This is a genomic window from Pseudomonas sp. CM27, assembly GCF_013179515.1.
Lineage (GTDB): Bacteria > Pseudomonadota > Gammaproteobacteria > Pseudomonadales > Pseudomonadaceae > Aquipseudomonas.
Genome location: NZ_JABMCN010000164.1, coordinates 1 through 13,560, shown reverse-complemented (window position 1 = coordinate 13,560; position 13,560 = coordinate 1). Strand labels below are relative to the sequence as shown.

The following is a 13,560-nucleotide window of genomic DNA, read 5'->3' as shown; positions in this document are numbered from 1 at the left end:
ACAACAGGTTGTGCCGGGCAAACAGGACTTTTTCGCGAACTTCCTTGCGCACCCGGTAATGCTGGTCCTCCTTCGCGAAAAACTGGCGCAACCGCGAAGGCGGTACATCGGTGACGATCGCCTCAGAGTAGCAGCCGCCCCGGGCGATGCCGATCGCCCGCTCGTCCAGGTCGGTGGCAAACACCTGGACCTTGCTGGCGCGCTGTTCCAGCGCCAGCTGCTCGCTGGCGAGTATCGCCAGGCTGTAGGCTTCTTCGCCGGTCGAGCAACCGGCGGACCAGATGCGGATTTCGCCTGAACCCTCGGCGGGTTCGGGTTCGCTGACCAGCTGCGGCAGCACATGCCGTTCCAGCGCCTCGAACGCTTCACGGTCGCGGAAAAAGTTGGTAACGCCAATCAGCATATCTGCCAACAGCGCCGCAGACTCCTCGCTGTGCTCCTCCAGGTAGCGCAGGTACGCCCCAAGGTCGGCTTGCCCCGTCACATGCAGGCGCCGTTCTATGCGGCGCAGCACGGTGGCACGTTTGTAGTGCTGGAAGTCATGCCCGGTGGTGCTGCGCAACTGCAGGAGGATTTCTTCGAGCAGGGGCTCGAAGGCCTGCGGGTCGCCGACCCGGGTACCCAGCGGAGGCGGCAGGGTATCGTCATCGATTCGCGGCAACCTGACTTTGCGGGCGTTGCGCCACAACTCCAGCAGTTTCTGCGGTATCTCGGCGGCGGGCAGGATGACGTCGACCATCCCGGTCTCGATCGCGGCCCGCGGCATGCTGTCGTACTGGGCGTCGTCTGGCGTTTGCACCAGGGTGACCCCGCCTTGCTCCTTGATGCGCGACAGCCCGACTGCGCCATCGGCACCGGTGCCGGACAAGACCACGCAAAACGCATGGTCCTTGTGCACGTCGGCCAGGTCGCGGAAAAACAGGTCGATGGCGACATGGTCACCCCGGCGCCGGTTGGCAGGCGTCACGCGCAAATAGCCGTCATTGGTCGACAACCTGTTGGCCGGCGAAATGACGTAGACATGGTTGCGCTCGATCGGCACCGGCTCGGTCACCTGGCGCACCGGCATGGCAGTGGTTTCCTGGATGATACGGTCGGCGACGCTCTGATGATCCGGTGACAGGTGCAGCACGATGACGAACGCCATGCCCGAATCGGCAGGCATCTGCCGGAACATTGTGCAGATGGCCTCAAGGCCCCCGGCCGAGGCACCGATGCCAACGACCGGAAAGTCCAGGTGGCTTGGGCTCAGGTTCGGGTCCTGCGGGGCAGCGGGCTGGTTAGCAGACGACTTCATGGCGGTGCCTTGTGCAGACCTGACAGACGGCCCATCGACGCATCGCCGGGCATGTGAGCCCCATTATAGGCAGGCCTGCGAAGCAACAGCGAGCACTCGCGCGTGCGCAAACGGATAGTCCGCCAATGGGTGACCGCGAAGTCATTTGGCGCCACTCGTCCGCAAGTGCCTACTGCGACTGAGCGCCTGGCGCCCTTGCGTGTTCGGAACAAGAGCACGGCATAACACCGTGTTACCTCGTATCCCTCAAGGAGAGACGACATGGCTCGTGATCCGGATCAAACCAGCCAACGTGGCGGCACCAAGGAAACCAACCCGGGCAATTTTGCCAATGACCGTGAAAAGGCCTCCCGCGCGGGGCAGAAAGGCGGCCAGGTATCCGGCGGCAACTTCGCCAATGACCGCCAACGCGCCTCGGAAGCGGGCCGCAAAGGTGGCCAGAACAGCCACGGCGGTAGCCGTAATCCCTAAAACCCCCGGCGTGACTGCAGCGGTTGCCCGGTGGTGAGCTGCCGGGTAACCATTCACGCCCAGGATTTCACAAATTTTGAATCTTTCCGGCCCCACCCGACTCAATCTGAAAGTCATCCATGGAAAAGAGGAGGGCCCAGCGATGCCTAATCCCCAGTTGTACATCATCGACTACCAACTGCATGGCAAGCCGCGCAGTTTCATCATCCGCCTGGAACATCTGGACAATGCCGAGGCCTGGCATTGGGCAAGCTGCGACGCGGGGATTGGCATCATCCCGAAATTCGGGCGCGAAAAGATTCGCAAGGTGAGCAGGCCCATGGCCGAGCGCTATGGGGTGACTGAAGTGAGTTGGCGGGTATCGGGCAGCAAGCCCGGCCAGTCGCTGGAAGACCCCGCCACCACTGCCTGATTCTGCTGTGCAGGCAATCGGCGAGTCAGGCACCCGACTCCGGGTCGCTCGCCGGTACGCCGGGCCGATTCTGCTCGTCATCCGTCAAATCAGGGTCGGCGTCAGGGTCGGGGACCTGGTCGTTGCGCCGGTCCGGCTCCAGCTCTGGCCAGTCATCCTCCACGTTCCCGCCTCCCATCGATAGCTTGTGATTCATGTTCCGGGCCTCCTTTCGGGTAAATAAAGCCCGCCTGGCCGGCGGGCCACTGCAGGCGTGAGAGGCGAATTTTTTGGCCACCCCTCAGTTACTGAGAGGGTCGGCGGGTCGGTAGAAGTCCTTGCAGGTGCGCTGGAGCCTGACCAACGGTTCAGCTCCCGCTGTATTTAACCGCCGCGGCCGTACGCGAGGTGACCTTCAATGCCTTGAGCAGGCAGGACACATGGATGCGCACGGTGAAGGGCGAAATGTTCAGGGCCTTGGCAATTTCCTTGTTGGTCCTGCCTTGGGCAATCAGCCGCAGTACCTCATGTTGGCGCTGAGTAAGCTGCTCCACCGCGCCGTCGGGGCTGACGCCAGGGAACAAGCCCGAGGGGGTGTACCTGACCAATACTTCGCCCTCGCGGATCGCCAGGATGGCTGCGCCAATGTCTTCCGGCATGCTGTCCTTGCCAATGAAACCGTCGACACCTGTGGCCATCACCTGCTCGATCAGCGCAGGGTCATCGACCGCTGAAACCACGATAAGCGTTGTACGTGGCAGTTGCCGGCGTACCTGGGAAAGGCACTGGATATCGGTAAGGCCGGGGAAGCGCAGGTCCAGCACCAGGGTGTCGGGTATCTCGCCAGTGGCACTCAGCGCGAAGACTTCGGCAAGGTCCCCGGCTTCTTCCACGCAGGCACCGGGCACCACCCGCCGGACGGTGCGGGCCATGGCGTCCCTGAACAGCGGATGGTCATCGGCGACAATGATGCGGCATTTCACGTCTGGCAACTCCCTGTAGCCACCAGCGAACCGGGCCATGCTAATTTAGCAGCCTTACACGGACTGTGCCGCCTCGCGAAATGTGCACAAGGACAATGCCCATGGACCTGGACAAGAACAACGAGCTCGATCAAGCCAACCTGCGCCTCATCGTCGCCTGCTGCGCCCTGGCATACATGGGTCTGCTGGGTTTCATGCCAGGCGAGTCGCATGCGCGATACCTGCCGGTGATCTACTACATCGTCTCGTTCCTGCTGGTGTCGGTCGGCCTTCGCCAGGCCATCGCCCGCTGGCCCGGCCATTACCCCTGGCGCCGGGTGCTGGGCATGCTGCATGACTACACTGGCACCTGTTTCGGCCTGGTGATAGGCGGCGAAGCGGCGCTGCCGATTTATGCGGTCATGGTGTGGGTGAACCTGGGCAACGGCATGCGCTTCGGCTCGCGCTACCTGGCAATTGCCACCGTGCTGGCGCTGGCGGCCTTGCTGGTGGTCTATCAGCTTACGCCTTACTGGCAGGCCAACCCGTTCATGGTGCTGATGCTGCTGACCACCAGCACGGTCATTCCGGTGTATGCGCACCTGCTGCTGGAGCGCACGCGCAAGGCCTCGGAACAGGCGATAGCGGCGAATCAGGAAAAGTCCCGCTTTCTGGCTCAGGCCAGCCATGACCTGCGCCAGCCTATCCACTCCATCGGCCTGTTCACCGCCTGCCTGCGCGAGGCGCCGCTGGGCGAGGATGAGCGGCGGCTGGTGGACAGCATCGACCGTTCGTTGCTCAACGTATCGCAGCTGTTTCGCTCGATTCTTGACCTGTACACGCTGGACAACGGGCGGGTGCAGCCCCATTACGAAACCTTTGCCTTGGGTGATTTCCTGGCTGAACTGCTGCGCAACAACAGCGAGGCCGCGCGCTGGGCAGGCGTGGACATTCGTTTGCGGCCCTGCAGCTACTGGACCCGTGCCGACCGCGGCATGCTGGCGACCATGGTCCAGAACGTCATATCCAACAGTTTCAAATACGCCGCGCAGCGCCCGTTGTTGATCGCGGTACGACGCTGCGGCCGGGACCTGGCCATTGTCGTCTGCGACCAGGGGCGAGGCATTGCCGAGGCGCATCAGGGGCTGGTGTTCGAGGAGTTCTACCGGGTACGGCAGGGCCGTGACAAGGATGTCGAAGGCGTCGGGCTGGGCTTGTCGATCGTCCGCCGACTGGGGCACCTGATGGGGCTGGAAGTCCGCTTGCGCTCGCGGCCGGGGCGCGGCACGGCGGTAACTCTGCAGGGTTTGCCACGCCTGCAGGCACAACCGGACCAGCCTTCGGCGCAACGCTCGCCGGCAGCGCCCGGCCTGCTCGGCGGCTTGCGGGTGTGCCTGGTCGAGGACGACCGCAACGTGCTGCGGGCAACCTCGGCATTGCTGCAGAAATGGGGCTGCGAGGTAGAAGCGCACAGCTCGCCAAGCGGCCTGAGCAGCGATTGCGAGGTGATTGTCGCGGATTATGACCTGGGCCAGGACGCCACCGGCATCGATTGCATCGACCGCCTCAGGGCCCAGCGTGGATGGGCGGTGCCAGCGTTGATAATGACCGGGCACGACCCGGAGAAGATTCAGGCAGAGGTGCATGAGCGTGATATCGCCGTGCTTTCCAAACCGGTGCGTCCAGCCGAACTGCGTGCCGCCCTGCGCGCGTTGCGCGAGCTGCCTGCGGCGCCGGTCGGCTAGACCGGCGACAGGGCGCAAAGGTTTTGCGTGGGTTACTGGAGCATCAATGCCTGGCCTTCCTTCATGCACGAAGGGGTAGGCTGGTAAAGGCCCATGCCGGCCACGGCGACGATGCCACCGCTGGGCATCTGGCACTCGTACTGGCCTTTGGCGGTGGTGGCGGTGTAGTAGGTGATGGTGCTGTCGCTGCGCACATCGGCGACTTTGGATACCTTGGTGTTGAGGGCGAATTCGGTGCGCTGCTTGAGGGTATCTTCGGAGGGGTTGATGGTCTGGCAGCCGGCGACGCCGACCAGCAGGGCGGCACTGAGGACGAGCTTGATGGGGTGCATGATGGGGACTTCCTTGGCGTTGTTCTCACTGGACTATAACGCCGAGGGGGTGATGGGGCGATTAGGGCGGATGTACGAGGTGGCCCTTGGCCTTTATGTAGCCTGTGCCGCCTCCTCGCGGGTGAACCCGCTCCCACAGGGGATTCATATCCCTGTGGGAGCGGGCGCGCCCGCGAAGAGGCCGGTAGCCTCACCCCATCATTGTGGCTGCTTCAGCACCAGCGTCAGGATGTCGTAGCTGGCCACCAGCTCACCCAGCTGGTTGGTCACCTCCACATCCCATGCCACCACGCCCTGCGGCTGGCCCAGCGGGCTGGTCTTGCCCTGGTCGATCTTGCGCTTGCAGGTCAGCCGCGCCTGGATGGTATCGCCAATACCTACCGGGTTGATGAAGCGCAGGGTATCCAGGCCGTAGTTGGCCAGTACCGGCCCGGCACCTGGCGAAACGAACAGCCCGGCCGCCGCCGACAGCACGAAGTAGCCGTGGGCAATGCGCTTGCCGAACTGCGACTGCTTGGCCGCGATCTCGTCGAAGTGCATGTAGAAGTGGTCCCCCGACAGGCAGCCGAAGTTGACCAGGTCGGCTTCGGTCACGGTACGGCGGTGGGTAAGCAGCGATTCACCGATGCGCAGCTGCTCGAAATACCGGCGGAACGGATGCACTTCGGTTTCGATCACTTCGCCACCGCGCACATATTCACCGGTTACCGCCGTGAGCATGCTCGGCGAACCCTGCACGGCAGCGCGTTGCAGGTAGTGCTTGACCGCGCGCAGGCCACCCAGCTCTTCACCGCCACCGGCGCGGCCGGGGCCACCGTGCTTGAGCTGTGGCAGCGGCGAGCCATGACCGGTGGATTCCTTGGCGGCCTCGCTGTCCAGCACCAGCAGGCGGCCGTGCCAGGCAGCTGCCACCGGAATGGCCTTGGCGGCTACGCTGCGGTCGGCCGTTACCAGCGTCGCTACCAGGCTGCCCTTGCCGCGAGCGGCGAGCGCCAGGGCTTCATCGAGGTCGTGGTAGGCCATCAGCGTGCTGACCGGGCCGAACGCCTCGATATCGTGGGCACCGCCTTCGGCATGCGGGTCGCGGGCGTGCAGCAAGGTCGGGGCAAAGAACGCACCCTCGGCCACGCCTTCGCCACGCGGGGCAAAGCCATCGCTGGCGCCGAACAGCTGGTCGCAACTCTGCAGCAGGCTGCGCACCCGCTCGGCCACATCATGCTGCTGGTCGTGGGAGGCCAGGGCGCCCATACGCACGCCTTCCAGCGACGGGTCACCGACCACCACCTTGCTCAGGCGCTCGCGCAGGCGCGTAGCAACCGCATCGATATGCCTGGCCGGCACGATGACGCGGCGGATGGCGGTGCATTTCTGCCCGGCCTTGGTGGTCATTTCCCGCACTACCTCCTTGATGTACAGCTCGAACTCCTCAGTGTCCGGGGTGACGTCCGGGCCGAGGATGGCGCAGTTCAGCGAATCGGCCTCGGCCGTGAACGGCACCGAATTGCGGATCAGGTTCGGCGTGACGCGCAATTTGGCGGCGGTATCGGCCGAGCCGGTAAAGGTCACCACATCCTGGCCTTGAAGGCGCTCGAGCAGGTCGCCGGTGCTACCAATCACCAGTTGCAGGCTGCCTTCTGGCAGCAGCCCGGATGCGTTCATCAGGCGCACCACGGCTTCGGTCAGGTAGCTGGTGGAGGTCGCCGGCTTGACGATGCACGGCATGCCGGCCAGGAAGGTCGGGGCGAACTTCTCCAGCATGCCCCAGATCGGGAAGTTGAACGCGTTGATGTGCACTGCCACGCCAGCGCGCGGCACCAGGATATGGCTGCCAGCGAAATGGCCCTGCTTACCCAACGGGATCGCCGGGCCTTCGTGCACCTGGTTGGCCGATGGCAGTTCACGGCTGCCGATGCCCGCATAGGCAAACAGTGTGGCATTGCCGCCCTCGATGTCGATCCAGCTGTCGGCACGGGTGGCGCCGCTGTGGTGGGACAACGCGTAGAGCTGCTCCTTGTGCTCGGCCAGGTAAAGGGCCAACGCTTTCAGGCGCTGGGCGCGTTGCTGGAAATCCATGGCCATCAGCGTGGCAAGGCCGCGGGCACGGGCGAAGGCCACGGCTTCGGCGAAGTCCGGGCGCTCTTCATGGCTGTAGGCCAGCACGTGGCCGTCGAGGGCGCTGCGCAGGGCCTGGGCGCCGTGCTGGCCAAGCCAACGGCCGGCGATGAAGCTTTGCAGAGTAGGGGCGGCAGACATGCTGTTCTCCATGCTGTTCAGAAGTAGGGGGGCGCTGTTACCACAGCGCCAGGGTGTAGCCGATGATCAGGCGGTTTTCGTCGACGGCGTTGGTCAGGCCATTGCCGGAACGGAAGGTGACGTTGCGCCAGCGCAGGCTGACGTCCTTGAGCGGGCCGCTCTGGATCACGTAGGTGAGGTCGGTATCGCGTTCGCGCTCGCGGCCATTGCTGATGGTCGCGGTTTCGGCGTGGCGGCCGTCGGTGTAACGGGTCATGAAGCTCAGGCCCGGGATACCCATGGCGACGAAGTCGTAGTCGTAGCGCAGCTGCCACGAGTCCAGCCCGGCGCGGGTGAAGGTGTTGTAGGTGACCAGGTTGACGGTGAACGGGTCGCCGCCATTGACGAACGGGAAGGCGCTGTCACCCGACATCTGCTGCCAGGCGGCGGTGAATTTATGCGCCCGCACGCCGAGGGTGAACATGGCGTTGAAGTTGCGGTTGTCGATATTGCCGGCGCGCTCGGCGCCGTCATTGCGGCTGTCGAAGTAGCGCAGGTCGCTGCGCAAGCTCACACCTTCGGCCAGTGGGCGGGTATCGATCAGGCCGACAAACTGCTGGCGGTAGATGTCCTCGAGCTTGGCGTAGTAGTAGCTGACACTGGTCAGCGGGGTGATGGCATAGCTGCCGCCGCCAAAGTCCAGGTTGTCGCTGCTGGCGGCGCCGTAGCCGATGTCGTCGCGGCCCGAGGAATCGCGCAGGTTGGCCTTGGTCAGGCGGCCAGCGTTGAAGGTAAGCCCTTCGAGGTCCTGGCTGTTGAGCACGCCGCCCTGGAAAGTGGACGCCAGCAGACGGGTGTCGTTGTACACCACCACGGGCAGGATTGGCTGCAAGGTACCCAGGCGCAGGGTGCTCTTGGACACGCGCACCTTGCCGGTCAGGCCCAGCTCACTGTAGTCGTCGACCGGTTCCTGGCTGTTCGGGCCGTACGGCAGCAGGCCGGTGTTGCGCCGGTCACGGCTGGAGTCCAGCTTGATGCCCAGCTGGCCCATGGCGTCGACGCCAAAACCGACCGGGCCATCGGTGAAGCCCGACTCCAGCCTGGCGGTGAAGCCTTGGCCCCATTCCTCGGCCTTGGCCTGCGCGGCGTTGCTCTGGCGGAAGTCGCGGTTGATGTAGTGGTTGCGCAGCTCCAGGCGTGCATGGCTGTCGCCGATAAGGTCCGCCAGCGCCGGCAAGGGCAGGGCGAGGGTGGCCAGCCAGGCGGCTGTCATGACATGCGTGCGGTTCATTGTTGTTGTTTTACCCGACATGGTCGTTCTTCCCTGAGGTCAGTGCTTGCTGGCGCCGGCGGCGCCAATACCGGTCATGGAGCGGATGAACTGGGCCAGGTAGCGGCCACGCTCTTCAGCGGCACGTTCGGAGCTGTCGGTGACCGAGAACATCCAGGCACCGAGGAACGCCAGGCTCATGGAGAACAGTGCCGGGTTGCTGTAAGGGAACAGCGCCTGTTCGTGGTGCAGGACGTTGACCCATACCGCCGGGCCCAGTACCACCAGCACCACTGCCGAAACCAGGCCGGCCATGCTGCCGCATACCGCACCACGGGTGGTCAGGCCTTTCCAGAACATCGAGAGCAGCAGCACCGGGAAGTTGACCGAAGCGGCCACCGCCAGTACCAGCCCGGAGAGGAAGGCGATGTTCTGCGACTCGAACATCAGGCCGAGGATCACTGCCAGCAGGCCGATCACCAGCGTGGCGATGCGCGACACGCGCATTTCCTCTTGCTCGGTGGCTTTGCCTTTGCGCATGACGCAGGCATACAGGTCGTGGGAAACCGCCGATGCGCCGGACAGCGCCAGGCCGGCGACAACGGCCAGGATGGTGGCGAAGGCCACGGCGGAGATGAAGCCAAGGAACAGGTTGCCACCCACGGCCTGGGCCAGGTGCACGGCGACCATGTTGCCGCCGCCGATGATCGCGCCGCTGGCGTCACGGTAGGACGGCTCGGTGCCGACCATGACGATGGCGCCAAAGCCGACCACGATCAGCAGCAAGTAGAAGTAACCGATGAAACCGGTGGCGTAGAACACGCTCTTGCGTGCTTCCTTGGCGTCGCTGACGGTGAAGAAGCGCATCAGGATATGCGGCAGGCCGGCGGTACCGAACATCATGCCCAGGCCCAGCGAAATGGCATCTATCGGGTTCGACAACAAGCCGCCCGGGGCCATGATCGCCTGGCCCTTGGCGTGCACGGCGACGGCGCTGGCGAACATGGCCTCGGTGCTGAAGCCGAAGTGCCTGAGCACCATGAAGGCCATGAACGTGGTCCCCGAGAGCAGCATCACTGCCTTGATGATCTGCACCCAGGTGGTGGCCAGCATGCCGCCGAAGGTGACGTAGGCGACCATCAGCACGCCGACCAGCATCACCGCATACAGGTAGCTGATGCCGAACAGCAGCTCGATCAGCTTGCCGGCACCGACCATCTGCGCCACCAGGTACATCAAGGCTACCACCAGGGTGCCAAAGGCCGAGGTCAGGCGCACCGGGGTCTGCGCCAGGCGATAGCTGACCACATCGGCGAAGGTGTACTTGCCCAGGTTGCGCAGGCGTTCGGCGATCAGGAACAGGATGATCGGCCAGCCGGCGAGCACGCCCAGGGCATAGAGCAGGCCGTCATAGCCGTTCATGAACATCATCGCCGAGATGCCCAGGAATGAGGCGGCGCTGATCATGTCGCCCGCAATCGCCAGGCCGTTCTGCATGCCGGTCAGTCCGCCGCCCGCGGTGTAGAAGTCGCTGGCCGAGCGGGTACGCAGGGCGGCCCAGCGGGTGACCAGCAGGGTAAAGCAGACGAACACCATGAACATCGAGATGGCAGTCCAGTTCATTGCGCGCACTCCTGCTTGACCTTGTCGTTGAGCGGGTCGAGCACGTTGTTGGCGCGGTGCACGTAGATACCGGTCAGGGCAAAGGACAGCAGCACCATCAGTACGCCCACCAGCATGCCGACGGTGGTCACGCCGCCGCTAAGCGACTGCCCAAGGGTGCTGGGCGAGAACGCCACCAGCAGGACGAAGCCGTAGTAGATCACCAGCATCGCCAGGGTCAGGCTGCCGTTGAGGCGACGCTTGCGCCGCACCAGGTGCTGGAAGTCGGGGTGGTTGGCGATGCTTTCTATGCGTTCGGGTGTCATGGGTTGCGATCTCTGGGTGTTGTAATTGTTTTTGGTGAGGTCACGCGGGTACTGGGTTGGTGCTGATGGCCGCTTCGCGGGTGAACCCGCTCCCACAGGGATTGCACAAGGCCAAGGGGCAGCGCCCTACCTGTGGGAGCGGGCGCGCCCGCGAAGCAGGCGACGCGGTCTCAGAGCTGGTCGAAGTCGAGCACCACCTTGTCGCTTACCGGGTAGCTCTGGCACGACAGCACATACCCGGCCGCCACTTCGTAGTCCTCCAGGGCATGGTTGCTGTCCATCTCCACTTCGCCTTCGATCACCCGGCACTTGCAGGTCGAGCACACGCCGGCCTTGCACGAATAGGGCAGTTCGGCACCGATGGCATTGCCGGCGTCCAGCACGTTCTGGCTGTTGCGTGGCAGGTCGAAGCTCAGGGCGCGGCCGTCGCTGATCACGGTAATGTGGCTGACCGCCGCGTCTACCTGCCGGGCGGCCCCACGGGCCTCGCGGCGGGCTTCGCTGCCGGCTGCGGCGAACAGCTCGAAATGAATGCGTTGCTTGCTCAGGCCATTGGCCTGCAGGCTGTCACGCACGGTCTCGGTCATCGCCTGCGGGCCACAGATGAACGCTGCATCCAGGTCTGGAACATCCAGCCAGCGCGAGAACAGCTGGCCGCATTTGTCGGCATCGATGCGGCCGTTGTACAGGTCGATATCCTGCTGCTCACGGCTGAACACGAAAATCAGGTTGAGGCGGTCGAGGTAGCGGTTTTTCAGGTCTTCCAGCCTGTCGCGGAACAGCGCCCCGGAGCTCGAACGGTTGCCGTACAGCAAGGTGAAGCGGCTGTGTGGCTCGCTGGCCAGGGTAGTACTGATGATCGACAGGATCGGGGTGATGCCGCTGCCGGCGGCCACGCCCAGGTAATTACCCCGGCGAGCCGGGTCCAGCGGCACGAAGAAGCTGCCCGATGGCGGCATCACCTCCAGCTGCTGGCCGGCCTTGAGCACTTCATTGGCAAACGCCGAGAAACGCCCGCCCGGCACGCGCTTGACGGCCACGCGCAACTCGCCGTCGTGCACGGCACTGCAGATCGAGTAGGAGCGGCGGACCTCTTCATCGTCCAGCCGGGTCCGCATGACCAGGTACTGGCCCTGGGTGAAACGGAACTGCGCTTGCAGGTGCTCAGGCACGTCGAAGGCAATCGACACCGCATCACGCGTCTCGTTGCGCACTTGCTTGATGGTCAGGCTGTGAAACTGGCTCATGGCGTTCTCCACGGCTCAAATGCATTTGAAATAGTCGAACGGCTCCAGGCACTCGCAGCAGCGGTACAGCGCCTTGCAGGCCGTGGAGCCGAACTGGCTGAGCAATTCGGTATGGGTACTGCCGCACTGCGGGCAGCACACCTGGGGAGCGTCACCCAACAGGCTGCGCTTGCTGGCGCTGCCTTGCGGCGGTGCGATGCCATAGGCGCGCAGGCGCTCGCGGCCCAGTTCGCTGATCCAGTCGGTGCTCCACGCCGGGGTCAGCCGGCGCTCAAGGTCAGGCGCGGAAAACCCTGCCTGCTCCAGCGCCTGGCGGATATCCCCCTCGATCACCTCGGTGGCCGGGCAGCCGGAGTAGGTCGGTGTAACCACCAGGTGCAGGTGGCCGGCGCGCCAGTCGAGGTCGCGGACGATCCCCAAGTCGACCACGCTGACCACAGGCACTTCCGGGTCCATGACCTGGCCCAGAACTGCCCAGGCGCGGGCCAGGTCATCGCCATGCTGCGCTCGCGCACCGCGGTCGCCGGCAATCAGCTCACCAGGTTGCATCGGGGTAAGCCCTCGGCAGGAATTGCATTTCGGCCAGCAGCAGGCCGAGGTGCTCGGTGTGCAGGCCCTTGCGGCCGTCCAGGTAGAAGTAGCTGGCCGCCTTGGGCAGTGGCAGTTCGACCGCCGCGAACGTCTCGCTTACCTGCTTCAGCCAGGCACTGGCGACGCTGGCGGGGTTGGCGCCGATACCCGCGTTCGCCAGCTGCACCTCATTGTCGCTGGCAGCACACAGCTCGACGGTAAAGCGCCACAGTGCCGGGATGGCAGCGAGCATGCGCTGGCGGCTTTCTTCAGTGCCATCGCCCAGGCGCTGCACCCACTCGCTGGACCGACGCAGGTGGTAGGTGACTTCTTTCACTGCCTTGGCGGCAATACCGGCAATACGCGGATCGCTCGATTCGACCAACCCCTGGAGCACGGCGAGGTGCCAGGCGTCATAGAGAAACTGCTTGGTCATGGTCACGGCAAAATCGCCGTTGGGTTGTTCGACCAGCAACAGGTTGCGATAAGCCCGCTCGTCTCGGCGGAAGGCCAAGGCATCGGCATCGCGGCCGTCATCCAGCAGTTCGGCGGCGTACTCCAGCCAGTTGCGTGCCTGGCCGACCAGGTCAAGGCCAACATTCATCAGGGCCAGCTCTTCTTCGATGGCAGGGGCGTGGCCGCACCATTGGCAAAGGCGCTGACCCTGCACCAGGGCGCTGTCACCGAGCAACAGCAGGTAGGGGACAAGGGCTTGGTTATGCATGATCAACCTCACATGTGTCCGACTTCGTCGGGCAGTTCGTAGAAGCTGGCATGGCGGTAGACCTTGTCGTCCGACGGGGCGAACAGCGGGTCTTTCTCGTCAGGCGAAGAGGCGGTGATAAGTGCCGAAGGCACTACCCACAGGCTGACGCCTTCGCTGCGGCGGGTGTAAAGCTCGCGGGCGTTTTCGATGGCCATGGCGGCATCGGCGGCATGCACGCTGCCGACATGCTTGTGGTTAAGGCCGTGCTTGCTGCGCACGAACACTTCGTAAAGGGTCCAGACAGACATTTTCGATCTCCGCATCAATCGCCGCTCAAGCGGCGCTCTTGTTCTGTTGCTTGCGCGCGTAGGCCACCGCGGCCTCGCGTACCCAGGCGCCGTCGTCGATG

13 protein-coding genes and 2 pseudogenes are annotated in these 13,560 nt (G+C 64.3%); 3 read left to right on the top strand and 12 right to left on the bottom strand.

The genetic code is table 11. The features are described from left to right. Positions 1-1,297: chemotaxis protein CheB (locus tag HP547_RS19455; RefSeq protein WP_306140559.1), on the bottom strand; the 1,297-nt coding region annotated here is incomplete at its 3' end. Positions 1,298-1,612: 315 nt separating this feature from the next. Between HP547_RS19455 and HP547_RS19450 the strand changes: the two are divergent. Together HP547_RS19450 and HP547_RS19445 are read left to right on the top strand one after the other, a co-directional pair. Beyond that, positions 1,613-1,768, top strand: a pseudogene (locus HP547_RS19450) (general stress protein); the annotation flags it as partial. A gap of 142 nt (positions 1,769-1,910) precedes the next feature. Then, the gene (locus tag HP547_RS19445) at positions 1,911-2,180 is read left to right on the top strand and encodes a DUF6555 family protein (RefSeq protein WP_172221000.1); all 270 of its coding nucleotides are present in this window, start codon (positions 1,911-1,913) and stop codon (positions 2,178-2,180) included. 25 nt (positions 2,181-2,205) lie between these two features. Here HP547_RS19445 and HP547_RS19440 read toward each other — a convergent pair whose 3' ends face one another. Together HP547_RS19440 and HP547_RS19435 are read right to left on the bottom strand one after the other, a co-directional pair. Next, on the bottom strand, positions 2,206-2,376 hold the full coding sequence (locus tag HP547_RS19440; protein WP_172220914.1) for a hypothetical protein: 171 nt from the start codon (positions 2,374-2,376) through the stop codon (positions 2,206-2,208). A 151-nt stretch (positions 2,377-2,527) separates the two neighbouring features. Beyond that, on the bottom strand, positions 2,528-3,142 hold the full coding sequence (locus HP547_RS19435; protein WP_172220997.1) for a response regulator transcription factor: 615 nt from the start codon (positions 3,140-3,142) through the stop codon (positions 2,528-2,530). 101 nt (positions 3,143-3,243) lie between these two features. Between HP547_RS19435 and HP547_RS19430 the strand changes: the two genes are divergently transcribed. Beyond that, positions 3,244-4,866 (top strand): hybrid sensor histidine kinase/response regulator, encoded by a 1,623-nt coding sequence (locus HP547_RS19430; RefSeq protein WP_172287115.1) that lies wholly within the window; start codon positions 3,244-3,246, stop codon positions 4,864-4,866. A 32-nt stretch (positions 4,867-4,898) separates the two neighbouring features. Here HP547_RS19430 and HP547_RS19425 read toward each other — a convergent pair whose 3' ends face one another. From HP547_RS19425 to paaB, 9 genes and pseudogenes are all read right to left on the bottom strand, one after another. Then, entirely contained in the window at positions 4,899-5,198 is a 300-nt protein-coding gene (locus HP547_RS19425) for a hypothetical protein (RefSeq protein ID WP_172220991.1), read from the bottom strand. 198 nt (positions 5,199-5,396) lie between these two features. Then, positions 5,397-7,451 carry a phenylacetic acid degradation bifunctional protein PaaZ gene (gene paaZ, locus HP547_RS19420; RefSeq protein WP_172287114.1) on the bottom strand — a complete coding sequence of 685 codons (2,055 nt, stop codon included), beginning with the start codon at positions 7,449-7,451 and terminating at the stop codon, positions 5,397-5,399. 37 nt (positions 7,452-7,488) lie between these two features. Continuing rightward, entirely contained in the window at positions 7,489-8,721 is a 1,233-nt protein-coding gene (locus HP547_RS19415) for an OprD family porin (RefSeq protein WP_172287113.1), read from the bottom strand. A gap of 39 nt (positions 8,722-8,760) precedes the next feature. Beyond that, positions 8,761-10,329 (bottom strand): annotated as a pseudogene (locus tag HP547_RS19410) (cation acetate symporter); the annotation flags it as partial. Further along, positions 10,320-10,628, bottom strand: a complete 309-nt coding sequence (locus HP547_RS19405) for a DUF485 domain-containing protein (RefSeq protein WP_012272262.1) — start codon at positions 10,626-10,628, stop codon at positions 10,320-10,322. The pseudogene HP547_RS19410 and the gene HP547_RS19405, both read right to left, overlap by 10 nt. Before the next feature lie 170 nt (positions 10,629-10,798). Then, positions 10,799-11,875 carry a 1,2-phenylacetyl-CoA epoxidase subunit PaaE gene (gene paaE / locus HP547_RS19400; RefSeq protein ID WP_172287111.1) on the bottom strand — a complete coding sequence of 359 codons (1,077 nt, stop codon included), beginning with the start codon at positions 11,873-11,875 and terminating at the stop codon, positions 10,799-10,801. A 15-nt stretch (positions 11,876-11,890) separates the two neighbouring features. Continuing rightward, positions 11,891-12,424 carry a 1,2-phenylacetyl-CoA epoxidase subunit PaaD gene (gene paaD, locus HP547_RS19395; RefSeq protein ID WP_172220976.1) on the bottom strand — a complete coding sequence of 178 codons (534 nt, stop codon included), beginning with the start codon at positions 12,422-12,424 and terminating at the stop codon, positions 11,891-11,893. Then, a complete protein-coding gene (gene paaC / locus HP547_RS19390) occupies positions 12,411-13,169 on the bottom strand; it encodes a 1,2-phenylacetyl-CoA epoxidase subunit PaaC (protein ID WP_172220973.1) in 759 nt (252 codons plus the stop codon). The genes paaD and paaC overlap by 14 nt, the downstream gene beginning before the upstream one ends. 8 nt (positions 13,170-13,177) lie before the next feature. Next, positions 13,178-13,459 carry a 1,2-phenylacetyl-CoA epoxidase subunit PaaB gene (paaB, locus tag HP547_RS19385; RefSeq protein ID WP_004374528.1) on the bottom strand — a complete coding sequence of 94 codons (282 nt, stop codon included), beginning with the start codon at positions 13,457-13,459 and terminating at the stop codon, positions 13,178-13,180. Positions 13,460-13,560 lie beyond the last annotated feature (101 nt).